The sequence below is a fragment of the Treponema sp. OMZ 840 genome, assembly GCF_050937815.1.
GTDB lineage: Bacteria > Spirochaetota > Spirochaetia > Treponematales > Treponemataceae > Treponema_C.
This window is the reverse complement of record NZ_JACDIJ010000004.1, coordinates 1-24,547: the sequence shown is the minus strand read 5'-3', so window position 1 is coordinate 24,547 and position 24,547 is coordinate 1. Positions and strand designations below refer to the sequence as shown.

Below are 24,547 nucleotides of genomic sequence, written 5' to 3'. Positions count from 1 at the left end.
TGGGACGGAGGAATCGGTGAGCGATATTATAGTAGGACTTGATATAGGAACAAGCAATCTGCGGGCAGTAATCGGAGAATATTCCGAAGACGGTTCTCTTCTTATAACGGGTGTAGGAACGGCACCCTCAACGGGATTGCGCGCAGGTCTTATAGTCAACATTGAATCTACGATGACGTCCATTAAAGCGGCTTTTGAAGCTGCGGAAATGATGGCCGGCCGCGAAGTGCAGTCGTGTATAACGGCTGTCGGCGGCTCACAAATCGAAAGTCTTACTTCCAAGGGACTTGTCGCCGTTACGGCAAAAAGTAAAAGCAGCCGGGAAATAAACGGCGAAGATATAGAACGGGTACTGGAAGCCTCCCGTGCCGTAAATATTCCGCTCGACCGCCATATTTTACATGTTATTCCCCGTTCGTACATTGTAGACGGACAGGGCGGCATAAAGGATCCGCTGAATATGCTCGGCGTACGCTTGGAGTCGGAGGTATGTATTATTACTTCTTCGCGTACGTCAACCGAAAATCTTTTACGCTGCGTATCGCGTGCCGGCTATACGGTAGACAATGTTATGCTTAAAACGCTGGCTTCGGCTCAAGCCGTCGTAAGCGAAGAAGAAAAAGAACTCGGTTCCATTGTTATCGATTTGGGCGGCGGTACTACCGATGTACTTGTGTTGGCCGAAGGTTCGCCTTTGTGTGCCGTTTCGATTCCTGTCGGCGGGAATCTGGTGAGTAACGATATCGCGTTGGTACGCGGTATATCTTTGGATACGGCCGAAAAATTAAAAAAAACATCGGGCTGCTGTTGGGAAGGCCTTGTAAGTGAAGACGATGAAGTGATTATTCCCGGTATCGGGGGAAATCCGCCGCAAGTGCTTTCCCGTCTTGACATATGCAAAATCATACAACCGCGTATTGAAGAAATATTTGCAATGGTAAGACAAAAACTGCCGGAACAAGTAAAAAAACAAAGACTCAGCGGCAGCGTTGTTCTTGCCGGCGGCGGCGCATTGATGAGCGGTATAGCCGAATTGGCGGCAAAAGAATTTAAAACGGAAAACATACGGATTGCACAGCCGGGAAATTACGGAGGACCGGTGGAAATATACCGTTCGCCCGAATTTGCGACGGTAACCGGCCTTTTGGTAAGCAATACGATTGCAATGAAAGAAAAAAAAGCCGACGCTTCAATACGGCAGGGAACACACCGTTCGCATAGCACACAGGGATCGGTTTTACGTGTTATAGGCGAGTGGTTTCGCGAGTTTTTTTAGACGGTTTGTGCCGCAATATATTGAAATGTATTGTAAACTGGTATAAACTGATTATAAGTTTTATCCGGGGTGGGAAAACCGGGGCGGGAGTTATCTATGGAATTTTCTGTAATAAATGAAAAAAGCGTTAATCCGACTGTTATTAAGGTTATAGGTGTAGGCGGCGGCGGCTCGAATGCCGTTAATCGCATGATTGATGCGGGTATAAAAAATGTCGAATTCATTGTAGCTAATACCGATTTACAAGCACTCGGAGATTCTCACGCGCCGGTAAAAATCGGAATAGGAGCTAAATTGACCGGCGGTTTGGGTGCCGGGGGAAATCCCGAAATAGGCGAAAAAGCCGCGCAAGAAGATAAAGAAGTTATTATAAATGCACTAAAGGGTGCGGACATGGTTTTTGTTACAGCCGGTATGGGCGGCGGTACGGGAACCGGTGCCGCTCCGATTATTGCACAGGCGGCAAAAGAACAGGGTATTTTGACTGTCGGAGTCGTTACCAAACCCTTCCATTTTGAAGGCCGCGTTAAAATGCGTTTAGCTGAAGACGGAATAAGTAAACTGCACGAACATGTCGATACCCTTATCGTTATTCCCAATCAAAATCTCTTAAATATTGTAGAAAAATCAACTCCGGTAACGGAAGCTTTTTTAGTTGCCGATGATGTACTGCGTCAGGGTGTGCAGGGGATTTCCGACCTTATAACCCGTTCGGGGGTCGTAAATATCGATTTTGCGGATGTAAAAACCATTATGAAGGGAAAAGGGGATGCTATCTTGGGTATAGGCAAGGGCGAAGGAGAATCCGGGGCCGTAACCGCCGCTACCGAAGCTATAAACAATCCGCTTTTGGAAGATTCTCATATAGAAGGCGCCAAAAATATTTTAATACATATTTCCTGCGGAGAAAGACTGTCTTTGACCGAAACGGACGAAATTGTTGCAACCGTTACGGAAACGGCCGACCCGGAAGTATTTATAATTTACGGTCAATCGGTAGATCCTGAAATGGGCGACAAGATTGTCGTAACCGTAATTGCAACCGAATTTCCCGACGAAAAAAAGTCCGTATCGGCATCGGCGGATATTTTTGCCCGCAGTAAATCCTCCGATGACGATAATTTGGTGTCGTACAGTCAATGGGAAACGATAGGACACGGTTCAAAACCTGCTTCTTCTTTCGACACAACCAAACGATTCGATTCCTCCGTATCCGCTTTTTCGGCTTCACCGTTCGCACATACTCAAAAAAGCGGTTCGGATAGGTATGCTCAGCGTTCTGCCGAAACGCCGCCTGCGGAAAAAACGCAAAAAACCTCCGTGTCCGCTTCCGGGGGATTGTTCGGCAACCCTAAAGATAAAACGAATATCGAAATACCGGCTTGTCTGCGTACAAACCGTATCAGCTTGGATAACGATTAAGCGGTATGCCGGAAGAAAATTCCGCGGACACTGTGCTTGAACGCTTTTACAACGACCTCTTGACTGTAGAGCGTAAAGGCGTACTGACGGCCGAAACCTATAAAACGGCGGTAAAAGAACTTTTAAATTGGTGTGCCGAAAAACACATCGATTACCGTTTTCTTACGATTCAGGATTTACTGTATTATCTTGTAGCCCGTAAAACGGGGGATGCGCATAATGCCGGTGCCGATGAATTGACGATAGCAAAGGATATTTCGGCCCTGCGTTCGTTCGGCGCGTATTTGGTGCGTATCGGCGTATGGAGCGAAAATACCGCTCTTTTACTGCAAAGACCGCGTGCAAAGCGCCGACTTCCGCGCGTTCTTGCCGTTGAAGAAGTGGATAAACTGCTTTCGGTTATAGATACCTCAGGCCCCCTGGGCTTACGCGACCGCGCCCTTTTTGAATTGGTATATTCGTCCGGCCTTCGTATCGGCGAAGTTTCGGCTTTGGAACTGCAAAACCTTCATCTCGACGAGCGCCTTTTGTGGGTGCGTGGAAAAGGAGATAAGGAGCGAATGGTACCCTTCGGAGATGAGGCTGTCGTACATTTACGCAATTGGCTTGAAAAGGGCAGGGGAGAGCTGGTTAAAAATCCTTCGGTACCCTGGCTTTTTGTCAATTATCGGGGCAAGCGGCTTTCGCGCAAGGGTATTTGGAAGCGTTTTCAGGAGCTTGAAGCGCTTTCGGGCGTTAATGCAAAGGTGCATACCCTTCGTCATTCTTTTGCAACCCATCTGCTTGCCGGCGGCGCCGATTTACGCAGTGTGCAGGAACTTTTGGGCCATGCAGACCTTTCTACGACACAAATATATACACATATAGACGATACCGCTTTACATAGCTGCCATACGGAATTTTTCCCCGGACATAAAAACACTCATAAAAAAAACGGTTGACATAAGAGTAAATATAAGCGATATTTTTTATATGAATGTAACAGTGTGCTGCAAACGCAAAGCCGGTTTTTCTTTTTTTGCACATTCGCATTTGCTCTGTACAACGGTAGGCATTGTACTTATGACTTTTTGTACCCTTGCCTGCCGGCCGAACGTCAATTATATAAAGCGCGTTCAGTCTTTGGAAGAAGGGGTCGGCAATCCTCAAACGGAAGCGGAGATAGAAGAAGCAATCCAAAAATACCAGCGGCGGGTTGAAGATATTATGGCGGCCGACAATCAAATCGGTATTTGGTATAAGATTCTCGGTGTGCGTTATCTCGATAACCGTATGTACGGAAAAGCCCTCGATGCTTTTAAATCGGCCGCGCAGTATCATCCGGACAATCAAAACCTGTATTATTATATCGGCGTGTGTGCCGGTTATATGGCTAAGAGCGAACTTGATTTTTCATCGGCCGTATCGGCAAAGCAGCGTAATTCCTATCTTTTATTAGCCGAATCGGCATATATGCGTGCATTGGAATTGGAACCGCGCTATGTGCGCTCTTTGTACGGTCTTGCGGTTCTCTATGTTTTTGAAATGAACATGAGTGAAAAAGCCGTTCCGCTTTTGGAACGCCTTTTAGCGATAGATACAAAGCATATTGACGCTATGTTTTTGTTGGCACGTGCCTATTATATGACTTATAATTATCAAGCGGCGGCGGATATGTACGACCGCATTATGCTTAACACAAAAAATAATGCAAAACTTGCGGATGCGCAAGCAAATAAAAAAACGGCTTTGGACGCTCTGTACAGCGGTAAACAGCAATGAGTGTACAAAATATTGCTTTGCGTTTGGCGATAAGTCGCCTCGGCTTTTTGAAGTTTTCGGAAAAAAAACTTCTTGAAAAAAAGCTTGACACGATATCCCGCCTTGCGTTACTTTCTATAGATGATCTTTCATACATAATAGGAAGGGTTATTCATACAAAGCTTTGGATGCCGGAACATATAGAACGGCAAGCCGAAACGGACTTAAAATTAATGACAACATTTCATACCGATGTGCTGTTTTATGATGATCCTTTTTGGCCGCCCTTATTAAATGAAATATACGATCCGCCCTATGCTTTGTTTTACCGCGGCAGTGCGGCAATTTTATCGGCTCCTTGTGCGGCCGTAGTCGGAACACGGCGTCCGACCGGCAGGGGAATGCGAAGTGCAAAACAATTGGGTTTTGAGCTTGCACAAGCCGGTTTTACCGTTGTATCGGGACTTGCGTTAGGTATAGATGCCTGTGCTCATGCAGGCGCCGTTGGCGGGGGAAAAACCGCTGCCGTTTTGGGTTCCGGAGCGGATACCGTAACGCCGGTTTCAAATAAACGCTTGGCCGAGGCGATACTTAATTCCGGCGGTTGTATAATAAGCGAATATGCCCCGGGCACGGGCGCCGAAAAATGGCATTTTCCGCAGCGCAACCGTATAATATCCGCTTTAAGCCTCGTAACGGTTATTGTCGAAGCGCCTGCCGGATCAGGGGCTTTAATTACGGCCGATTTTGCGCTTGAGCAAAATCGGGAATTATGTTTTCATTCCTGTGCTTTGGATTATACGGAAGGTCCGGCTGTCAATCTTTTGCGGACAAAAAAACAAATGCGGCAGGTGAGCAATTATATAGCGGACGGTGCTTGTGTCGTTTCCGATGCACGGGATGTCATAGCCCAGCTTACAGCGGAACGAAGCGAAAAAAAAGAAACCGGCTTAAGACTGTAGTTTTTGGAGTTACAATATGGCAGTACGAAAAGAAACAAAGAAAAAAAATAAAGAACAATCCACTCTTATTATTGTAGAGTCGCCGGCAAAAGCAAAGACGATAGAAAAGTATTTGGGGCCGGGCTATACGGTAAAAGCTTCGATGGGACATTTAATCGATTTGCCTAAGTCACGTATGGCAATAAATGTCGAAAACGGTTTTGAACCCGAATACATAACCGTGCGCGGCAGGGCTCCCCTGCTTAAAGAATTGCAAAAAGACGCTAAAAAAGCCGGCGAAGTGCTGCTGGCAAGCGATAACGACCGCGAAGGAGAGGCTATAGCCTGGCATTTACGCAACTCGTTGAGTGCAAAAACACCGGCTTCAATAAAGCGTATCGTATTTAACGAAATAACGCCTGCCGCAATTAAAGAAGCGGTTATGAACCCTTCCGATATAGACGAAGCAAAGGTAAACGCCCAAAAAGCGCGCCGCGTGCTCGACCGGCTGGTAGGTTATAACTTATCGCCCTTATTGTGGAAAAAGGTAAAAAACGGATTATCGGCCGGCCGTGTGCAGTCGGTAGCTCTGCGTTTGCTGTGCGAACGGGAAAAAGCCGTTGAAGAATTTTTACCTGAAGAATATTGGTCGCTTGAAGCCGAATTTAAAAAAGGTAAAACCTCTTTTACCGCCGAATTGGTGCAGTACAAGGGAAAAAAGCCCGAATTGCCTTCGGAAAAAAGCGTTCAGGATATTATTGCCGAAATTCGGAATGCCGATTGCATTGTTGCCGACATAAAAACAACCGACCGTATTCTCAAACCCAAAGCGCCTTTTACAACTTCGAAACTTCAGCAAGCGGCGGCAAACAAACTCGGCTTTACATCGCGTAAAACAATGCAAATTGCCCAGCAGCTGTACGAAGGCGTAAACATCGGTTCAAGCCGTGTAGGTCTTATTACCTATATGCGTACCGATTCAGTGCGTATATCCGACGTTGCCATAGAAGATGTGCGAACCTGGCTGCAAAAAAATTATCCTGCACAATTGCCGCCGCAAGCCGTTCACTACAGCGTCGGAAAAAAAGCTCAAGACGCCCACGAAGCAATCAGGCCGACTTATACCGAATATACGCCCGAATACGTAAAAGAATATCTAAACCGCGATCAATTACGTTTGTATACGCTTATTTGGGAAGCCTTTGTATCAAGTCAAATGAATAATGCAAAAAGCGAAACTACGAGTGTAGACATTAAAGCGGGGGAAGCCGTTTTTCGGATTTCCGCAAGTAAAATCGTCGATAAGGGCTTTTACAGCGTTACCAAGCTTCTTTTTTCCAAAGAAAATACAAGTATCCGCTTACCGGCTCTCAAAACCGGTGAAAAGCTTGATTTATCCGAATTTTCGCCCGAACAGCATTTTACGCAAGGGCCTGCGCGCTACACGGACGCTTCAATCGTTAAAACCCTCGAAGAAAAGGGTATAGGCCGTCCTTCAACCTATGCGCCGATTATATCGGTTTTACTCGACCGCTATTACGTTACGCGCAATAACCGCCAGCTTGTTCCCACTCCTCTGGGACGTATTATAAACGATATCTTAGTCGATTCGTTTCCCGAAGTTATAAACGAAAACTTTACCGCCGAAGTCGAGCGCAACTTGGATTTAGTGGAAGAAAACAACGTCCGCTGGACCGAAATGATGGATGATTTTTATAAACCCTTCCACAATCGTGTTGAAGAGGTTATGACCACTTTGGAAAGCTATAAGGGAACGATGGACGAGCCGACCGATAAGGTATGCGAACTGTGCGGAAAGCCGATGATAAAAAAACTGGGACGTTTCGGTTATTTTCTTGCCTGTTCGGGTTTTCCGGAGTGTAAAAATACCCGTTCGGTACCGCTTGCACAATGCCCGCGTGAAGGTTGTAAGGGAGAAATCGTTGCGCGCAAAACAAAGGGCAGAGGAAAGGAATTTTACGGCTGTACGAATTATCCGGAATGCGATTTTATCAGCCACTTTAAACCCATAAACGCCCAATGTCCCAAATGCGGTCAATTTTTAGTTGAAAAATACGACAAAAAAAACGGTACCTATAAGTCTTGTATAAATCCCGATTGCGATTATCTGCATACCGCGGAAGACGAAAACCTTCAAGTTCCGCTCGGAGTCGAAGAAAAATAAGATGATGCGGAAAACCGATGCCTGTGAACAAAGCTTTGAAGATTTAATTCAAGAATTTCTTGCATGGCAGGGCGGGGTGCGGGGCCTATCGCCCCATTCGGTGAGCGCGTACCGAAACGACTTGGAAGCGATGAGGACTATGCTTATCCGAGTGAACGCTTCCGCGCAAAACACGGGTGCGGAACCCGCTTTGGCTTCCGTAACGGGCGAAAATTTACGCGCCTGTATCGGTATGCTTTCGCGCGAAAACAGGGCGGCTTCGAGCATAAACCGGTTTTCCGCGTCGGTGCGGAATTTTTTTGCCTATTGCCGCAGATTTGAGTATATTAAAGTAAACCCCGCAGAGGATTTAAAGAACGTTAAAATGCCCGTGCGCGTTCCCAAATTTATGAATGCGGCCGAAATAGACGAAATGTGCGCTCAGCCTTCAAAGGCCCCCCTTTTGTGGGAAGCGCGCGACAGAGCGCTTTTTGAAGCCCTGTATTCGTCGGGCTGCCGCGTGTCCGAGCTTGCTTCTCTTAAAATGAGCGATATTTCGGTGCGCCTTGATTCGGCTTTGGTACGGGGCAAGGGCGGAAAAGACCGGCGCGTTTTTTTTTCGGCCGAGGCGGTTGACGCTTTAAAAACCTATATCGGCGAACGTGAGCAAAAACTCCGCGAAAAGGGAGAAGAGGCGTATAAAGGCGCTCAAACGCTCTTTATAAACCGAAGCGGCACAAACCTCAGCGCACGCGGAATACGCTTTATAGTGAGCCGTTATTCGTCCTTGGAGGGAACAAAACGCCATGTATCGCCTCATACGTTCCGTCATACCTTTGCAACGGCGATGATACGCGAGGGGGCGGATATACGTTCGGTACAGGAAATGCTGGGACATGCGAGTTTATCGACCACCCAGCGTTATACGCATATAACGAGTGCCGAATTAAAGGCTTTATATAACAGAGCACACCCGCACGGCTCGAAACATGAGCCCGCTCACGGCTCCAAAACGGAAACAAAACCAAAGGAATAGAGGGATAGATGAAACAAACGAAGATTCGCAGTACAACGGTTATTGCAATAAAACGGAACGGAAAGGTTGCCATGGCCGGCGACGGACAGGTTACGATGGGACAAACCGTTATGAAGGGTAATGCCCGCAAAGTGCGCAAAATGTATGACGGTAAAGTACTTACCGGTTTTGCCGGGGCTACCGCCGATGCCTTTAACCTGTTCGATAAATTCGAAATGAAGCTTCAGGAATATTCGGGCGATATTACGCGGGCGGCAGTGGAACTTGCCAAAATGTGGCGCACGGACAAGGCGCTGCGCAATTTGGAAGCCCTGCTTTTAGCCGCAAGTAAGGATAAAATCCTGCTTATATCGGGCACCGGAGACGTTATCGAGCCTGAAAACGACGTATTGGCAATCGGTTCGGGCGGCAACTACGCTTATGCGGCTGCCCTTGCCTATATGGAATCGTCCGATTTAAGCGCGCTGGAAATTGCCGAAAAAAGCTTAAAAATCGCCGGAGAAATCTGTATTTATACAAACGGTCATATTACCGCGGAGGAATTATAAATGAAAGAGGGTCTTGAAGATTTAACACCCAAGCAAATAGTCGAACAGTTGGACACCTACATTATCGGGCAAAAAAAAGCAAAACGCTCGGTTGCGGTCGCTCTTAGAAACCGTACGCGCCGCTTAAAACTGCCCGAAGATATACGCGAAGAAATCGCACCCAAAAATATTTTAATGATAGGCCCGACGGGAGTCGGAAAAACCGAAATAGCGCGCCGCCTTGCCAAATTATGCGGGGCACCCTTTATAAAGGTTGAAGCGACCAAGTACACCGAAGTAGGCTATGTAGGCCGCGATGTCGAATCCATGGTGCGCGACTTAATGGCGGTCGGCTATAACATGGTTAAAGCCGAAATGCAGGAGCAGTTAAAAGCCGCCGCAGGTGAAAAGGTCGAAGAAGATTTGTTGGATTTACTCCTTCCCGGAAGCGGCAAAAAACATAAAAAGAGTGCAAAAGAGCCAAAAAGCGAAGGAGGAGGCTTTATGCTTCCCTTTAATATTTTCGGCTCCCCCGTGTCGCAGGAAAAAGAAAGTGAGCCGGAAACGTCCGAAAAGCGGGGCGGCGTTCAGCTTACGGACTCTTCCGCCGAAACGGCCGGAACCGAAGGCGAAGCGGCACCCGATGTATCGGGCGAAAAAGACGGCAGTATGAGCGCAACGCGCGAAAAGTTCCGCACCATGCTGCGTGAAGGTAAACTTGAGGGGCGCGAAATAGAAATCACCGTGCAAAAGAAACAAAGAATGCCCTCGATGGAAATTATCGCAGGGGGCAGTCCCGAAGATATGGAAAGCGTTATGCAAAACATTTCGTCGATGCTCAACGGTTCGCGCACTAAAAAACGCTCGGTAACCGTTGCGGAAGCGCGCCAGATTTTGCTTGAAGAACATTTGGACCGCATGACCGACCCCGATAAGGCAGCCGATGCGGCACGCGAGCGTGTTGAGCAAATGGGCATTATCTTTATAGACGAAATCGATAAGATTGCCGTGGAAGGACATGGAAACGGAGCAAACGTATCGCGCGAAGGCGTTCAGCGCGACATACTGCCCATTGTCGAAGGCTCTTCGGTCAATACAAAATACGGAGTTGTCGATACCACTCACATCCTCTTTATTGCCGCGGGAGCGTTCAATTTGTCCAAGCCTTCGGATTTGATTCCCGAACTGCAAGGGCGGTTTCCCCTGCGCGTGGAATTGGATTCTTTAAACGCCGAAGACTTTGAGCGCATTTTAACCGAGCCTAAAAACGCTTTAACCCGTCAATACACCGAGCTTTTGGCAACCGAAGACGTACACATTGTCTTTAAACCCGAAGCGATTACGCGCATGAGTACCCTTGCCGCCGATACGAACTCGCGCATGGAAAACATCGGAGCGCGCCGTCTGCACACCATTATGGAAACCCTTTTGGAAGAACTGTCGTTCAGTGCCGACGAACATACGGGCGAAACCATAGAGATTACCGGCGAATACGTCGACGAGCGCTTAAAGGACATTGTTCAAAATCAGGACTTGTCCAAGTATATATTGTAAGGTTTCGGGGCTTTGCCTCCACGGCGTTCCGTTTGTGCCCGGGTTGATAAAGGAAAGTGGATTTTTTGCCTAAAGTATGTTATACTGTATGGTATGAAGGAACTGCATCAAGCGGAACGCTGTGCACCTGCGTACAAAGATACAAAAATCTCTTTTGTAAAAAAAGTACTTGACAAAGAAAACGCGCGCCGTATAATGCCCTTAGTTACCAGTTACCAGTTACCAGTTACCAGTTACCAGTTACCAGTTACCTGCATAAAAGCTCGCTGCAGGGCAACGAGTTTTTATGCTTCGAGTTTCGCAGGCGCAGCCGGCGAAACTCGCGAACATACGGCTTTTATAACTCGCATTCCCGAAGATGCTTATCTTTCTCTAAAAGCCCGCTGCAAACGGCGCGGCAGTGCGCTGCGCGCACTGCCGCGCGACGAGTTTGCGGTTCCGCAAACTCGCAGGGCATACAGCTTTTTAATTCATATTCCCGAAATTGTTTTCATTTCCGCAAAAACGCGCGGACTCAGGGTGCATACCGCACGTATGTACCCCGATGTGCCGTGTGTAAAAGGCGGCAGGGATAATATGTATACGTTTTATTAGGAGGGTACGATGAAAAACGTAAAAAAAAGTGCCGTGATTATATCGGCGCTGTTGTTGGTTTGTGCAATTTTGTTTACGGGCTGTCCGAACGCTTCGGGCGGCGCAAAACCGCCGGCGGATTCTGCCGGTTCGTCGGGAGGCAGCTCCGGCGGAACAGGTTCCGGGGGAGGCTCAGGCGGAGGTTCAGGAGGCGGGTCGTCGGGCGGAGGCGGCGGAGGCACAGTCCGTCTTACCATAAAGGGCGATGAGCGCACAACTATAGCGGCTCCCGATTTTATAGTTGTGGACAATGGTAAAACATGGGCGCAAATAAAGGGTGAGGGTGAGATTGAGCCAAAGGTTTCCTTAGAAACCGAATGGCAATTGCCTGCGGGAGCGTACGGTATCCACGAGTGGAGGGTAACCGATGAAAACGGCGAACTTATAACCGATACAACCGTGTTTAGTGCCGATACAACCGTGTACGCCGTAACAAACTTTAAGGCATTCAAGATAGAGAACGGCGTCGTAAAGGGGTATACGGGAGATAAGCCGAAGGGAAAAATCATTATCCCCGACGGAATTATCGAAATCACCAAAGACGCTTTTTATAAATGTGAGGAATTGACACAGGTAAGGTTTCCTAAAAGCCTTAAAAAAATTGAAAACGGTGAGGATTACGGAGGCGGTGCGTACAATGGAACTTTTGGCGGCTGTACAGGGCTGCATACCGCGGACTTTTCGGCTTGTACGGAGCTTACCGAAATAGGCAGCAATAGTTTTAGGGATTGCACGGGCTTAAAAAAGGTGAACTTACCTGAAAATCTTCAAGCTATCGGCGATTGTAGTTTTTGGAGGTGTACGGACTTAACGGAGGTGAAGTTCCCTGAAAATCTTCAAGCTATCGGCGATCGTAGTTTTCAGAGGTGTACGGACTTAACGGAGGTGAAGTTCCCTGAAAATCTGAAAACAATCGGTAAATTTGCTTTTTCAGGGTGTGAGGGTTTAACCGAAGTGAAATTTCCCGCAAACCTTCAAAAAATCGACATGTATGCTTTTTACAAGTGTACGGGTTTAACCGAATTGAAGTTTCCTGCAAACCTTCAAAAAATCGAGGAAAGCGCTTTTTCCGGCTGTACGGGTTTAACGGGAACATTAAACTTACCTTCAAGCCTTCACACAATCGGTGGAAACGCTTTTTCCTACTGTACGGGTTTAACGGGAACATTAAACTTACCTTCAAGCCTTCACACAATCGGTGGAAACGCTTTTTTCGGCTGTACGGGTTTAACGGGAACATTAAACTTACCTTCAGGCCTTCACACAATAGGTGGATGGGCTTTTTCCGGCTGTAAAGGCTTGACCGAAGTGAAGTTCCCTGCAAACCTTCAAAAAATCGACCTGTATGCTTTTTCGATCTGTACTGAGGTAACTCTATTTGATCTTTCCTCTTGTACAACAAAGCTTACCGAAATCGGCAGCGATGCTTTTTCCCTCTGTGATAAGGCACGATTTAGGGTTAAAAAAGGCAGCGGGGTAAAAGAAAAACTTATAGCAAGCGGCGTTGTCGCAGGCAAAATAGATCCAATTGACTAGTCAAGGAGGAAGATTATGACGGTTACCATTACTATTCCGAAAAAGGAAGAAATCTTTGCGCGCAGTATACCCGTTAACGTTGCATCGGAGGGCGAAACCTGGTCGCGTACACAGCTCGGCGACTACGCGCTCAAGTCGGGAGTTTACGTGCACTCGTTTAACAAAAAAATCTTATACGTGGGAATGACTTCAGGCGAAACGGGCGATACATACGGTATATTCGGCGAGCGGCTCAGGCGGGAGTTTCAAAGCAAAGCGTCGCAGAACTCCGACTTGTACAATTTGCTTGCGTCCCAAAACGGCCCCATAGACGTGTGCATGTTCGACCGCAGCGAAATCGACGCTTTAATTACAAACGACGAGTCGAAGTTTTCTCCGAAGGCACACACCTGCATATTCGAACAAGCCCTTATCGCCGCCTTTACGCCCCCGGGAAACAAACTGTAAAGTCGCCGCGGGCGCAAAATCACACATTCGTGTGTGATTTTGCGCTGCACGTTTGCCGTAGGCAAACGTGGATATATGGAACTTTTCCGGCATCCGTGCCGGGAGGCATAAAATCGCACATCCGTGTGCGATTTTATGCCGATATAAAGCTTTCCCGAACATCCTGTTCGGGACTGCGAATGAGGGGAGAGAATACAGCGGCATTAGATGAAACAGGCGGTGAGGCATGGGCACCGCGCAAAAAATCTGCACATTGTGCAAACGGGCGGCACAAATGGCGCCGCCCGTTTGCACGACGAGTTTTGCTTCGCAAAACATCGCATAAAAAAACTTTAGGTTCGCAATTCTGAAGAATTGCTCACACTTAAAGATAATATCGAACATACAGCTGTCAGCTGTATAGGCCGGATTCCAAAGGCCGGCGAGGCCTTTGGCTGTGCGGGAAAGTGAGAGGGGGCAAGGGGAGAGAGGAAACCCTGCCCGGAACGGGGTGTCCTCTCTCCCCCTAATACTTAGGAGGTATGTTATGGCAAAAAAGAAAAGCGTTTGGGAAGTCTATCTTCGTCCCAACACCTTAACAAAAGAAAACGACCGCGACTGTATTGCGGACGTTCACGCTCACGCCGCAACTCAGCGTAACGAGGACATTGCGGAGCTCATCACAAAGGAGCGCACCGAATTCCGAAAAGAAACCATCATCAACATCCTCAACATGCGCGACAAGGCGGTTAAAGACCTTATCCAAGAGGGCATCAGCTTTATGGACGGACTTGTGCAAATAAGCCCGCGCGTGTCGGGTGTGTGGGCTACCGAAAACGCCCCCTACGACGAAAAGGTGCACAAACGTACGGTAGACCTCATCCCCACCGCCGACTTACGCACGGTGCTTGACGCAATCGGCGTAAAGGTAATGGGTGCAAAAGAAGAAAGCGCCCGCATTACGGCAATCACCGACACCGCAACGGGCTTAAACGACGGCACCTTAACAATAGGTGACGACATCATCATCGAAGGCAACAAGCTTAAAATTGACGAAACCGATGCGGCTCAAGGCGTCTTTTTCCGCCTTGCGGACGGCACCGAACACAAGGTTACGCGCCGCCTCTCGGTAAACCAGCCGAGCCAAATAATCGCCCGCGTACCCGCTGCGGTTCCTGCGGGAAAGGTAAGCATCGTTGTAAAAACAAAGTACTCGGCAGGAGCCGCCCCTCTTAAAGAATTACGTGAAATTGTCTATAAACTCTCCTGTACTGCAAAAGCTTAAAACCGCTTGTCAAAGCCCCTTTGTCCGCTGTATCAAACCCTTTTTGTACGCCTTATCAAAGGGGCTTTGCCCGCCTTATCAAAGGCCCCTTGTACCCTCTGTCAAATCCTCTTTGATTATCGCTTACCGGTTTCAATCGGACGCAAACCGCAGTATTCTTCGCCCGCTTCATAGAAGAACAGGTTCCCTATGTTCCCGCTTCAATTTTAGTAAAATTATTCCGCTTTTTTCCGTAAAAAGTCTCTTTTTTTTGTCACCGCACACCTATATATATAGGTGGAGGTAAAAGTTATGTCCTATGTTTTTAAGACTGTAGATGAACTGACATTCACTGACGACTTCATGTTCGGCACAATTATGAAAAATCCGGAAATCTGCAAGGGTGTTATCGAACGTCTGTTACATATTAAGGTCGGCAAAATAGAATACCCGTCTTTACAAAAAACGATTGCCCCCTTCTATGAAAGTAAGGGAATCCGTCTGGATGTCTATGCGGCCGATGATGAACGCACCTTTGATATAGAAATGCAAACATCAACACGGCCCGCCCTTGCCAAACGCACTCGCTATTATCAAAGTCTTATGGATGTCGATAATCTGTTGACAGGACAGGGCTATGATGAGCTTAAAGAAAGCTATGTGATGTTTATCTGTCTTACGGACCCGTTTAAACAGGATTTACCTGTGTATACCTTCCGCAATGTCTGTAGCGAGAATAATGCTCTTTTTCTTGATGACAAATCCTACAAAGTGTTTTATAATGCAAGTGCATACGGCAGGGAAGTAAACAAGGAACTTCATGCTTTTTTAGAGTACCTGTGCAAAAAGCGGGCAACAAGCGATTTTACCAAAGATATAGACGAGCTTGTTGAAACGGCAAAGTTAAACGAACAATTCAGGAGTACCTATATGTCATTGAATATCCGTGAATACGATTTACGCAGAGAAGGACGTATTGAAGGTGAAGCCATCGGTTTTGATAGAGGTCGAAAAGACGGGCTTACCGAAGGTGCCCGTCAAAAAGCATTGGCAACAGCGGCCCTAATGAAAAAGGAAAATTGTGCGGCTGATTTTATCGGCAGGGTTACCGGGCTTTCGGAAGCGGAAATCGCCGAACTCTCCTAAAATCGGGCGAACCGTATAGGCTCGTATCCTCACATATTCTACCGTTTTATCGTTCTTTTTACCGTTACCCTTCCAAAGTCAACACAATGCTGTCCGGGATAAGTGCTCCGCGTTCCAGGGGGCTGCCGACGGTTGAAAGCTCCAAAACGCTTATAGGGCGGTTCGGCAAGCGGTATTCGGAGTGTATAATACCGCGCGTTTTTCCCTTGCGCAGCGGAAAATATATGCGCGTATCGTCATCTTCAAAGCACAGTTTAATGTCTTCTTTGAGGGGTGAAACGCATTTCCAGCCCAAGATACGGGTGCGATCGGTGTTTTCGGGCGGTGTTTCCAAGCGCCAGCGCTTACCGGTTACAATGGGGCGCAAGCCGTAATATTCTTCGCCCGTATAGCGGAACAGGTTTGTGCACTTATTCAGTATAAAGGAACCGTCTTTTTCGGCTTTAATAAGGGGAGACTGCCGTGCTCCGCTGTCCGATTCTCCTGCAGAGGAGTTTTGGGCACCGCCGGCAGCGGACGGGCCGAAAACCGAACCGGTAAAATCGCGGACGGGTAGGGGGCTTTCTTTTAAAGAGCGGCCTATGCCTTCCAATACTTCTTTTTCAAAGGGAATAACCCTTCCCGTATTGTCCGGCCCTATGTTCAATAAATAATTGCCGCCGCCCGATACCACCCGGCGCAGGCTTTCGGTTAATTCCGCCGTTTTTTCGTCCGCACTGCCGCGTTCCTGCCAACTTTTATAGCCCCATGTTTCTTTATAAATCGAAGCAGGCGTTTGCCATGGCACATTCAATTCGTATTCGTCCAAGGGCAATTCCGGTAGTTCGTTATCGGGCATGGTTGCAAAGTCGCCCATATCGTTCCATATACGGCCGTTAATCATAATATGCTTTTGAAGCGAATGAACAAGCTTTTTTATTTCTGTTGACTGTTCGGCCGTCGGGTGTCCCATATCGAGCCATAACTCGCAGATAGCGCCGTAATTCGTCAACAATTCGGTTAATTGGGCGAGATTGTATTCGTGGTGTTTCGGCGGTATTCGGTCGGAATTATGGGCGCTTATCGGGAGGGCATCGGGGCAGTGCCAGTCGATGAGCGAAAAATACAAGCCGAATGCAAGACCTTCTTTTTTACAGGCGGCGGCAAGTTCGGCAACGATGTCGCGCTTACATGCGGCGTTCACGGAATTGTAATCGGTTGTCTTTGTATTAAACAGGCAAAAGCCGTCGTGGTGTTTTGAGGTGAGCACTATATAGCGCATGCCGGCCGCTTTTGCAAGGCGGGCGATATCCTCGGCGTTAAAGTCCGGTATACGGAACTCGTGCATTAACGCTTCGTAGTCGGCTTTCGGAAGTTCCCCGTGCGAAAGTATTTGCTCGCAATAACCCCGTTTTACGGGCTTACCCTTCCAACAGCCGCCTGCAAGCGAATAAAGTCCGAAGTGAATAAACATGCCGAATTGCAGATTTTGCCAGTTTTGTATTCTATGCAGCTGTTCGGCCGAATATAAGTTTTTTTTCATAGTATGCTCCGAATAACGCTTATTATAATCGATTCAATATAAACCGTAACCGTATTATAAGCTTATTTTACATTATGCAACAGGGGCAAAATGTTTTTTTCGGTAAATGACCTGTTTTAAAAAAAACGCCCCTTAATAAGGCTTGCACACGATACCGCTTTTTATGCGGCATGCTGTGCCGTGTATTCCGAAAAGAGCTTAGTTGACAATTTTTTTGTTTTTTTTTATTTTGTGTTACGGAGTTTTTCGGCTCCGTTACACAAAAAGATTTCTTACTCAGAGGAGTACCCCGTATGACTGCAAAAGAAAAAAAAGTCGGCGCACCGCACAAATTGTTTTCCATTCGAAAAAAGCTGCTTATTATTTTCGGCCTTTTGGTTTTTACAGCCGGTTCGATACAAGGCGTTTTAGCGGTGAGAACTGCCAGAAAAGCCGTAACGGAAAAAATCGAAACTCATCTCATAGATAAGGCGGCCGATACGGCGGAAATATTGGACGGCAGAATAACCGCTTTTTTCCAATTTTTTGAAGGAATAGCCCGTATGCCGATACTTACGGATCCGTCGTATTCATATCTTGAAAAGACGGAATTTCTCAAACGCGAAATAGCATTTAATGAAGCCGTATTGGAATTGGATATTACCGATATAGAGGGCAACAGGCATACGAACAGCGGAGTCGTTATTCCGGTAAGCGACCGGGAATGGTTTAAGTCGGCAATTGCGGGTAAAAACTTTTTTTCCGAACCGCTTATTTCCCGTACCGGCTCCCGGGATTTGGTAGGTGTTTTTGCCGTTCCGATTTATGATGAAAACCGCAGAGTTGCCGCTATTTTGGCAGGAAGCGTCAACGGTTTGTGGCTTACCGAATCCATTGACGATATCGTAGTCGGTAAAACCGGTGAAGCGTATGTACTGGGAGTTACGGGAACGACAATTGCATATAAAGATATACAGTGGGTTAAAGAACAGCGAAACGCTTCGGTATTGGCACAAAAGGATTCCTCTCTTGCCACCCTTGCCGCATTTGAACAAAGCGCCGTTTCCGCCCGTGCTTCCGATGTGGATTTATTTTGGTATGAAAATGTACAGTATATCGCTTCTTTTGCCAAATTGAAAACCACCGGCTGGACATTGGTAATAATGGCTCCCGTGGAAGAATTTTTGGGAACAATACATGATTTGCGTCTTTCACTGGTAATTACGGGATTCATCATTTTAGCTGTTGTGCTTTTGATTATCTTTTTGATTGCACGGGAAATGGTAAAGCCCGTTGCAGGTGTCGCCGATGCGCTTAAAAATATTGCACAAGGTGAAGGCGATTTAACCGTCCGGCTGCCGATTCAGGGTAACGATGAAGTAAGCGAATTGGCGCGGTATTTTAACCGGACAATCGAAAAAATAGGGGTATCCATAAAGTCTGTCGGCGGAAATACCCGAACTATGCAAAGTATAGGCACCGAACTTTCCAGCAATATGATCGAAACGGCAAGCGCCATAAATCAAATCAGTGCGAATATTGACGGCATTAAACAGCAGGCAATGACACAAGCCGAGAGCGTTGCCGTAACGGCCGAAAACGTCGGCGAAATTATAAGTACCATAAAGCAATTAAACGGCAGTATCGAAACGCAAGCGGCGAGCGTTGCCCAATCTTCTTCGGCAATAGAGCAAATGGTTGCCAATATTGCATCGATTACGCAGACGCTCGGTAAAAGCGACAGTGTTATTAAAGATTTGGCATCCGCGACTGCGGCAGGTAAGGAAACCTTATCGAGTTCAAATGCGATAACGCAAAAAATTGCCGAAGAATCGGGCAGTTTGATAGAAGCTTCCAATGTTATTCAGCATATTGCCGGTCAAACAAACTTATTGGCTATGAATGCGGCTATCGAAGCCGCTCATGCAGGCGAAGCGGGGAAGGGTTTTGCGGTTGTTGCCGATGAAATCCGTAAACTTGCCGAAGAATCTTCCGTGCAGGGAAAAACGATAACATCGACATTAAAAACACTGTCCGGTGAAATAGAAACGCTTTCCGTTTCTTCCAAAACCGTAGAAGAAAAATTCAATGCGATTTTTTCTTTGGCCGAAAATGTTAAAACAATGAGCAGCCGTTTAACCGAAGCTATGTATGAGCAGGAAAAGGGCAGTAAAGAAGTTCTTGCGGCAATCCGCGATATTAATGCGGTAACGGTTGAAGTAAAAGAAGGTTCGGACGAAATGCTGCGCGGCGGTGAGGGTATTGCACACGAGATGGATAAACTGGACGGTTTAACCCGTATTATTACAGGCAGCATGAACGAAATGGCCGCCGGAGCCGTTCAAATAAATAATGCCGTACAGGAAGTGAATGAAATTACGCAAAAAAATAAACAGAGTATCGAAAGTCTTGTACGGGAAGTGGAAAAATTTAAAGTGTAAGCCCCGATTTTATTAAAGGCGTTTATTTTTTTATAATAAACGCCTTGTTTTTTTAAAAATGCCTCATCTTTTTATATAAGCATACCCGATTTTAAAATATCGACGCTTTCAAAATACGCATTCCGATGTAATACTGTATCTATGCTCGATAAGAAGTTTAAACAAAAAGTATGCGCGCATTGGCAGTTTTACCTCATTGTTGCGCTTCCGATGATTTATTTTATTTTGTTCAAGTACATTCCCATGTACGGTATTTTGCTTGCCTTTAAAAAGTACCGTGTATCTAAGGGCATTTGGGGCAGTCCCTGGGTCGGCTTAAATCAATTTATCAAGTTTTTCAGCAACCCGTCGGCCCTGCAAATTATGTGGAATACCTTTATTTTAAGTATGTACGCCCTTTTTGCGTCGATTCCCCTTGCCGTTATTATGGCCCTTGCGTTGAACGAAACGCAAAGTAAAGCATGGCGTAAATCGGTGCAAATGATAACCTACGCCCCGTATTTTATATCGACGGTCGTTATGGTTTCGATTTTGATGCAGTTTATGAATCCCGCCCTCGGCCTTTTCAACGTAATACGCGGTTATTTGGGCTTGGAAGCGCGCAACTTTATGGGCGAGCCGGGCCTCTTCCGTCATATTTATGTATGGTCGGCTTTGTGGCAAAACACGGGTTACAACGCGATTATCTACCTTGCCGCCCTTACTTCGATTAACCCCGAACTGTATGAAGCCGCCCGCGTAGACGGCGTAAATAAATTTCAAAAAATATGGCACGTTGATTTACCCGGCATAAAAAGCACGATTGTCATTATGTTTATTTTGAACATGGGCTTTGTTATGAGTTTGGGCTTTGAAAAAGCTTTTTTAATGCAAAACCCCTTAAACTTGGAAACGGCCGAAATTATGTCGACCTATGTGTATAAAATGGGTTTGGTAAACAGCGATTTCAGTTATTCGACGGCAATCGGTGTTATCAATTCGATTATAAACGTATGCCTTATTCTTTTATTCAATAAATTGGCAAAGGCAAAAAAAGATGAGGGCGGATTATGGTAAATAAATCAAAACCGGTTTCACGGGTACGCGAAATACGCGCCGACCGTATCTTCAACCTTATAAACAACGTATTTTTACTTTTGTGTTTTGTAGTAGTCTTATATCCGCTTGTCTATATTGTGTCGAGTTCGTTCAGTTCGCCCCAAGCGGTTATCGCACACAAGGTATGGCTTTTTCCGGTCGACTTCGACACGATAAGCTATAAGGCGGTTTTTGCGAATAAGGACATCGTTTCAGGTTATATGAACTCGATTATTTATGTTGCGCTGGGAACCTTTATCAGCGTGTCGCTTTCGATGCTGCTTGCCTATCCGCTTTCGCGTAAGGAATTTTACGGGCGGAACTTCGTTACCAAATTCATTATGGTAACCATGCTGTTTTCGGGCGGCCTTATTCCCTTGTACCTTGTTGTAAAAAATATCGGATTGTACAACACGCGCTGGGCTTTGGTGCTGCCGAACGCCGTAAACGTATGGAACGTTATTATCGCACGTACCTTTTTGCAGGAAACGATTACAAACGAATTATACGATGCCGCCCAAATCGACGGATGTTCGGATTTGCGCTTTTTTTTCGAAATCGTCATCCCCTTATCGGGGGCGATTATTGCGGTTTTGGCTTTGTTTTACGCGGTTGTATTGTGGAACAGCTATTTCGACGCCCTTGTGTTTTTGCAGGATAAAAAGCTGTATCCCTTACAGATTGTACTGCGTAACATCTTGATTGTAAACAGAACCGACCCGAGTATGCTTTCGGATGTTGAAGCCGCCGCCCGTACTCAGGGCTTGGCCGAAACGATAAAGTACGCCCTCATTGTGGTAGCCAGCGTTCCGCTTTTGGTTTTATATCCCTTTGTACAAAAACACTTTGTTAAGGGCGTTATGATAGGATCGGTAAAAGGCTGAGCTCGGCAGTGCCGAGTAGCAGAGGCGCACTGAAACGTGTCGCTGTGCCGAATAAAATGCAAACTTCCGTGCGTATGCGCGGTGAGTATACGGGCGGTTTAACAACGGGTGTTCGTTTACCGCTTAAAAATTATGGAGGAAAAGTTATGAAAAAACTTGCAACTATGGCCATTGTCCTCGTGTCGGCCGTATGCGTGTTTGCCGCCGGAGGTAAAGATTCCGCCGCGGCTTCAAAGGTCAAGTACACGGCAAAGGGAAGCTATCCTGTTGTATCCGAACCTATTACCGTAAATATTATGGTGCCGCAGCCGCCCTGTGTTGAAGACTTTAACACAAACGAATTTTCCAAATTCATGGAACAAAAAACGGGCGTTAAAGTAAATTGGATTATGGTTCCCGAACAGGCTGCAAAAGAAAAACTCGCCTTAACCTTGGCAAGCGGCGATTTACCCGACGCTTTTTTCGGCTTTGAACGTGTTTTAGGCTTTGCGGAAGAAACAACATACGGTGCCGAAGAAAAGCTCTTTATGCCTTTAAATAAATTCTATTCGGACGGAACCCTGCCCAACCTGAACAAAGCCTTGCAGGATTTCCCCGGTGCAATGGGCTTTATGACTATGACCGACGGCAACATCTATTCTTTGCCCCGTTTGGAAGTATGTTACCACTGTACAAATGCCGCCAAGATGTTTGTCTACAAGCCCTTCCTCGACAAGCTCGGTTTGGAAGTTCCCGAAACAACCGAAGATTTTTACAAGGTTCTGGTTGCCATGCGCGATAAGGATCCGAACGGCAACGGCAAAAAAGACGAGATTCCCTTGGCAGGTTCAATCATCGGATGGAACGATCAGGTAGAACGCTTTTTGATGAACTCCTTTATTTACTGCGACCTCGATACGAATACCGGTGCCGGCGCCGAAGGCAATGTAGGATATATGATGAACGGTAAAAAAGTGGACACAGCCGTAAATAAAGCCGCTTACCGCGAAGCTCTTAAATACATCAATAGACTGTATAAAGAAGGCCTTATTTACAACGGCTCTTTTACACAGGATTCAAGTCAGCTTACCCAGCTGGTTGAAAGCGCCGCCCAGCCGGTTGTCGGTTTTGTAACCGGCGGATGGAGAGGTCAATTTTCTTCGTTAAGCGGAGAGCGCTTTTTACACTTCCAGGCCATCGCTCCTTTAAAAGGCCCCAAAGGCGTACGCGAAGCGGTTAACTTTTTACCCACTCCGGGAACGGGCGCCCTCGTATTGTCCGCCAAAACACCCTATGCCGAAGCTATTTTGCGCTACTTCGACTATATGTACAGCACCGAAGGAACGCTTAAGCAAAAATACGGAAACGAAGGCGATGCATGGGCATGGGCTTCCGCCTCCGATGTGGGATTGGACGGCAAAAAGGCCATTTGGAAACAGCTTAAGCCTTGGAACGATAAGGATCCGCAAAACGTAACCTTTATCGAAGGTCATACTATCGGAGAAACCTCCGCTTTCCGCTTGGGACAAGCAGCCGATTTGACCGGCGATTATTATGCACCGAAAAACCTCGAAAAGGTATTGTACGACGAAACTCACAATCTGTACAAACCCTATGCAAACGTAAAGAACGAAGTTCCGCCGCTCAAATACACCGCCGAAGAAAACGAAAAGTTTTCGACCGTTAAACAGGAATTGGCAAACTATATCCGCCAAAGCGCCGTTAAGTTTATGGTCGGCACCCTCGACGTACACAGCGACAAAGAATGGGACGCCTATCTTAAAAACCTCGATAAGCTGCGCTTGCAGGACGTTCTTGCCAATATGCAGGCCGCCTACGACCGCCAGTATAAGTAGGTGTAAGTTTAGCGCACAAATAGTGCGCTAAACTCGCATAAAAATAGCTTTAGGTTCGCAATTCTTAAGAATTGCTCACATTTAAAGATAATATCGAACATACAGCTGTCAGCTGTATAGGCCGGGTTCTTAGGGCTGGCTAAGCCCTAAGCGGTTCTTTTGAAGATGGGAGGGGTTATAGGGGAGGGAAGAAAACTTTTATCCGAAAAAGTGTCTTCCCTCCCCTGGAAAAACACATGGCCGAACATAAGGCGTGGAATTGGGACAAGGCGGATCGGGATTCTTGGAAAGAGCCGGCACAAATCGTCCATTATTTGGCTGCGCGGTGGAAATGCAAAGGATATTCACGCCTTTTTGATTTGGGCTGCGGCTTGGGGCGGCATTCGCTCTTTTTTGCGCAGCAAGGTTTTACCGTTGATGCCTTTGATCTTTCGGCTTCGGCCCTCGAGCCGCTGCGCGCAGAGGCGGCCGATAAAAAATTGAATATCAGCGTCCGTTCGGGCGATATGATTTCGCTTCCGTATACAGACGATTCATTCGACTGCCTTTTGGCTTATCACGTTATTTCTCATACGGATACGGCGGGCATACAAAAAATACTCGGCGAAATAAAACGGACAGTTAAAAGCGGGGGAGAACTGTATGTAACCTTATGCTCTAAAAATGCATGGAGTTATAAAGAAGCCGGTTTTCCCGTTTTAGACGAAAATACCGTTATAAAGGTTGAAGACGGCCCGGAAAACGGCATTCCCCATTTTTTTGCCGACGCCGAAAGCATTTCCGCACTTTTTGAAGGTATAAGAATTATAGACTTGCAGCATACGCAGGACATGATTGTAAACGGAAAAGAATACGGCTCATGGCATTACTTTATACTGGGCGAAAACCGAAAATAAAGCGGAACATATCTCCTATTTTTGTGTAGGACGCGTTTTTTTTGTTTTACAGCTTTTCAACTTCAGATTGGGAAAGACCTGTTATTTCCATAATAAAATCAGTATCACAATTTTTTAGCTTCATGAGTTTGGCTGTTTCAAGAGCTTTTTGATAAGAACCTTGAACAATACCCTCACTTCTGCCTTGTGCTATGCCTTCACTTCTGCCTTGTGCTATGCCTGTTTGAATTCCTTCCTGTATTCCGGCT

General features: G+C 46.7%; 20 protein-coding genes and 1 pseudogene. 19 read left to right on the top strand and 2 right to left on the bottom strand.

From position 1 onward, the window contains the following. The first annotated feature begins 16 nt into the window (after positions 1–16). From ftsA to H0R92_RS07120, 14 genes are all read left to right on the top strand, one after another. The gene (gene ftsA / locus H0R92_RS07185) at positions 17–1,276 is read left to right on the top strand and encodes a cell division protein FtsA (RefSeq protein ID WP_432962596.1); all 1,260 of its coding nucleotides are present in this window, start codon (positions 17–19) and stop codon (positions 1,274–1,276) included. A gap of 96 nt (positions 1,277–1,372) precedes the next feature. Continuing rightward, entirely contained in the window at positions 1,373–2,698 is a 1,326-nt protein-coding gene (ftsZ, locus tag H0R92_RS07180) for a cell division protein FtsZ (protein ID WP_432962595.1), read from the top strand. A 5-nt stretch (positions 2,699–2,703) separates the two neighbouring features. Continuing rightward, on the top strand, positions 2,704–3,639 hold the full coding sequence (locus tag H0R92_RS07175; RefSeq protein ID WP_432962593.1) for a tyrosine-type recombinase/integrase: 936 nt from the start codon (positions 2,704–2,706) through the stop codon (positions 3,637–3,639). A 31-nt stretch (positions 3,640–3,670) separates the two neighbouring features. Further along, on the top strand, positions 3,671–4,459 hold the full coding sequence (locus H0R92_RS07170) for a tetratricopeptide repeat protein (RefSeq protein ID WP_432962591.1): 789 nt from the start codon (positions 3,671–3,673) through the stop codon (positions 4,457–4,459). Further along, entirely contained in the window at positions 4,456–5,400 is a 945-nt protein-coding gene (gene dprA, locus H0R92_RS07165) for a DNA-processing protein DprA (protein ID WP_432962589.1), read from the top strand. Before H0R92_RS07170 ends, dprA begins: the two co-directional genes overlap by 4 nt. Before the next feature lie 16 nt (positions 5,401–5,416). Beyond that, positions 5,417–7,564: a type I DNA topoisomerase gene (gene topA, locus H0R92_RS07160; protein WP_432962587.1), complete on the top strand. Its 2,148-nt coding sequence runs from the start codon at positions 5,417–5,419 to the stop codon at positions 7,562–7,564. Position 7,565: 1 nt separating this feature from the next. After that, positions 7,566–8,579 (top strand): tyrosine-type recombinase/integrase, encoded by a 1,014-nt coding sequence (locus tag H0R92_RS07155; protein ID WP_432962585.1) that lies wholly within the window; start codon positions 7,566–7,568, stop codon positions 8,577–8,579. A gap of 8 nt (positions 8,580–8,587) precedes the next feature. Beyond that, positions 8,588–9,127 carry an ATP-dependent protease subunit HslV gene (hslV, locus tag H0R92_RS07150; protein ID WP_428771154.1) on the top strand — a complete coding sequence of 180 codons (540 nt, stop codon included), beginning with the start codon at positions 8,588–8,590 and terminating at the stop codon, positions 9,125–9,127. Beyond that, positions 9,128–10,660: an ATP-dependent protease ATPase subunit HslU gene (gene hslU, locus H0R92_RS07145; protein ID WP_432962583.1), complete on the top strand. Its 1,533-nt coding sequence runs from the start codon at positions 9,128–9,130 to the stop codon at positions 10,658–10,660. Between the two features lie 93 nt (positions 10,661–10,753). After that, the gene (locus H0R92_RS07140; protein WP_432962581.1) at positions 10,754–11,254 is read left to right on the top strand and encodes a hypothetical protein; all 501 of its coding nucleotides are present in this window, start codon (positions 10,754–10,756) and stop codon (positions 11,252–11,254) included. Positions 11,255–11,263: 9 nt separating this feature from the next. Further along, positions 11,264–12,829 carry a leucine-rich repeat domain-containing protein gene (locus tag H0R92_RS07135; RefSeq protein WP_432962579.1) on the top strand — a complete coding sequence of 522 codons (1,566 nt, stop codon included), beginning with the start codon at positions 11,264–11,266 and terminating at the stop codon, positions 12,827–12,829. A 15-nt stretch (positions 12,830–12,844) separates the two neighbouring features. Next, entirely contained in the window at positions 12,845–13,276 is a 432-nt protein-coding gene (locus tag H0R92_RS07130; protein ID WP_432962577.1) for a hypothetical protein, read from the top strand. A gap of 526 nt (positions 13,277–13,802) precedes the next feature. Then, entirely contained in the window at positions 13,803–14,540 is a 738-nt protein-coding gene (locus H0R92_RS07125; protein ID WP_432962575.1) for a DUF4469 domain-containing protein, read from the top strand. A gap of 291 nt (positions 14,541–14,831) precedes the next feature. Next, positions 14,832–15,665, top strand: a complete 834-nt coding sequence (locus H0R92_RS07120; protein ID WP_428771197.1) for an Rpn family recombination-promoting nuclease/putative transposase — start codon at positions 14,832–14,834, stop codon at positions 15,663–15,665. A 64-nt stretch (positions 15,666–15,729) separates the two neighbouring features. Here H0R92_RS07120 and H0R92_RS07115 read toward each other — a convergent pair whose 3' ends face one another. Beyond that, positions 15,730–17,187: an alpha-L-fucosidase gene (locus H0R92_RS07115; protein ID WP_432962573.1), complete on the bottom strand. Its 1,458-nt coding sequence runs from the start codon at positions 17,185–17,187 to the stop codon at positions 15,730–15,732. A 293-nt stretch (positions 17,188–17,480) separates the two neighbouring features. Between H0R92_RS07115 and H0R92_RS07110 the strand changes: the two genes are divergently transcribed. The 5 genes from H0R92_RS07110 (at position 17,481) to H0R92_RS07090 (ending at position 24,299) form a co-directional block, all read left to right on the top strand. After that, complete coding sequence (locus H0R92_RS07110; protein ID WP_432962571.1) at positions 17,481–19,607, top strand: methyl-accepting chemotaxis protein; 2,127 nt, start codon at positions 17,481–17,483, stop codon at positions 19,605–19,607. A gap of 141 nt (positions 19,608–19,748) precedes the next feature. After that, positions 19,749–20,663 (top strand): ABC transporter permease, encoded by a 915-nt coding sequence (locus tag H0R92_RS07105; RefSeq protein ID WP_428771205.1) that lies wholly within the window; start codon positions 19,749–19,751, stop codon positions 20,661–20,663. Further along, positions 20,657–21,568 carry a carbohydrate ABC transporter permease gene (locus H0R92_RS07100; RefSeq protein ID WP_432962569.1) on the top strand — a complete coding sequence of 304 codons (912 nt, stop codon included), beginning with the start codon at positions 20,657–20,659 and terminating at the stop codon, positions 21,566–21,568. The genes H0R92_RS07105 and H0R92_RS07100 overlap by 7 nt, the downstream gene beginning before the upstream one ends. Positions 21,569–21,714: 146 nt before the next feature. Continuing rightward, on the top strand, positions 21,715–23,403 hold the full coding sequence (locus H0R92_RS07095; protein ID WP_432962567.1) for an ABC transporter substrate-binding protein: 1,689 nt from the start codon (positions 21,715–21,717) through the stop codon (positions 23,401–23,403). A 236-nt stretch (positions 23,404–23,639) separates the two neighbouring features. Beyond that, the gene (locus H0R92_RS07090) at positions 23,640–24,299 is read left to right on the top strand and encodes a class I SAM-dependent methyltransferase (RefSeq protein ID WP_432962566.1); all 660 of its coding nucleotides are present in this window, start codon (positions 23,640–23,642) and stop codon (positions 24,297–24,299) included. Between the two features lie 46 nt (positions 24,300–24,345). On the opposite strand, the pseudogene H0R92_RS07085 reads toward H0R92_RS07090, so the two are convergent. After that, positions 24,346–24,547 (bottom strand): annotated as a pseudogene (locus H0R92_RS07085) (Rpn family recombination-promoting nuclease/putative transposase); the annotation flags it as partial.

Bases quoted from the DNA above. Each gene is read 5' to 3' on its own strand.
- H0R92_RS07105 (WP_428771205.1), top strand. From the start codon at position 19,749: ATGCTCGATAAGAAGTTTAAACAAAAAGTATGCGCGCATTGGCAGTTT.
- topA (WP_432962587.1), top strand. From the start codon at position 5,417: ATGGCAGTACGAAAAGAAACAAAGAAAAAAAATAAAGAACAATCCACT.
- H0R92_RS07155 (WP_432962585.1), top strand. From the start codon at position 7,566: ATGATGCGGAAAACCGATGCCTGTGAACAAAGCTTTGAAGATTTAATT.
- H0R92_RS07130 (WP_432962577.1), top strand. From the start codon at position 12,845: ATGACGGTTACCATTACTATTCCGAAAAAGGAAGAAATCTTTGCGCGC.
- H0R92_RS07115 (WP_432962573.1), bottom strand. From the start codon at position 17,187: ATGAAAAAAAACTTATATTCGGCCGAACAGCTGCATAGAATACAAAAC.
- H0R92_RS07170 (WP_432962591.1), top strand. From the start codon at position 3,671: ATGAATGTAACAGTGTGCTGCAAACGCAAAGCCGGTTTTTCTTTTTTT.
- H0R92_RS07120 (WP_428771197.1), top strand. From the start codon at position 14,832: ATGTCCTATGTTTTTAAGACTGTAGATGAACTGACATTCACTGACGAC.
- hslU (WP_432962583.1), top strand. From the start codon at position 9,128: ATGAAAGAGGGTCTTGAAGATTTAACACCCAAGCAAATAGTCGAACAG.
- H0R92_RS07110 (WP_432962571.1), top strand. From the start codon at position 17,481: ATGACTGCAAAAGAAAAAAAAGTCGGCGCACCGCACAAATTGTTTTCC.
- ftsZ (WP_432962595.1), top strand. From the start codon at position 1,373: ATGGAATTTTCTGTAATAAATGAAAAAAGCGTTAATCCGACTGTTATT.
- H0R92_RS07125 (WP_432962575.1), top strand. From the start codon at position 13,803: ATGGCAAAAAAGAAAAGCGTTTGGGAAGTCTATCTTCGTCCCAACACC.
- H0R92_RS07090 (WP_432962566.1), top strand. From the start codon at position 23,640: ATGGCCGAACATAAGGCGTGGAATTGGGACAAGGCGGATCGGGATTCT.
- H0R92_RS07135 (WP_432962579.1), top strand. From the start codon at position 11,264: ATGAAAAACGTAAAAAAAAGTGCCGTGATTATATCGGCGCTGTTGTTG.
- H0R92_RS07140 (WP_432962581.1), top strand. From the start codon at position 10,754: ATGAAGGAACTGCATCAAGCGGAACGCTGTGCACCTGCGTACAAAGAT.
- H0R92_RS07100 (WP_432962569.1), top strand. From the start codon at position 20,657: ATGGTAAATAAATCAAAACCGGTTTCACGGGTACGCGAAATACGCGCC.
- H0R92_RS07095 (WP_432962567.1), top strand. From the start codon at position 21,715: ATGAAAAAACTTGCAACTATGGCCATTGTCCTCGTGTCGGCCGTATGC.
- dprA (WP_432962589.1), top strand. From the start codon at position 4,456: ATGAGTGTACAAAATATTGCTTTGCGTTTGGCGATAAGTCGCCTCGGC.
- hslV (WP_428771154.1), top strand. From the start codon at position 8,588: ATGAAACAAACGAAGATTCGCAGTACAACGGTTATTGCAATAAAACGG.
- H0R92_RS07175 (WP_432962593.1), top strand. From the start codon at position 2,704: ATGCCGGAAGAAAATTCCGCGGACACTGTGCTTGAACGCTTTTACAAC.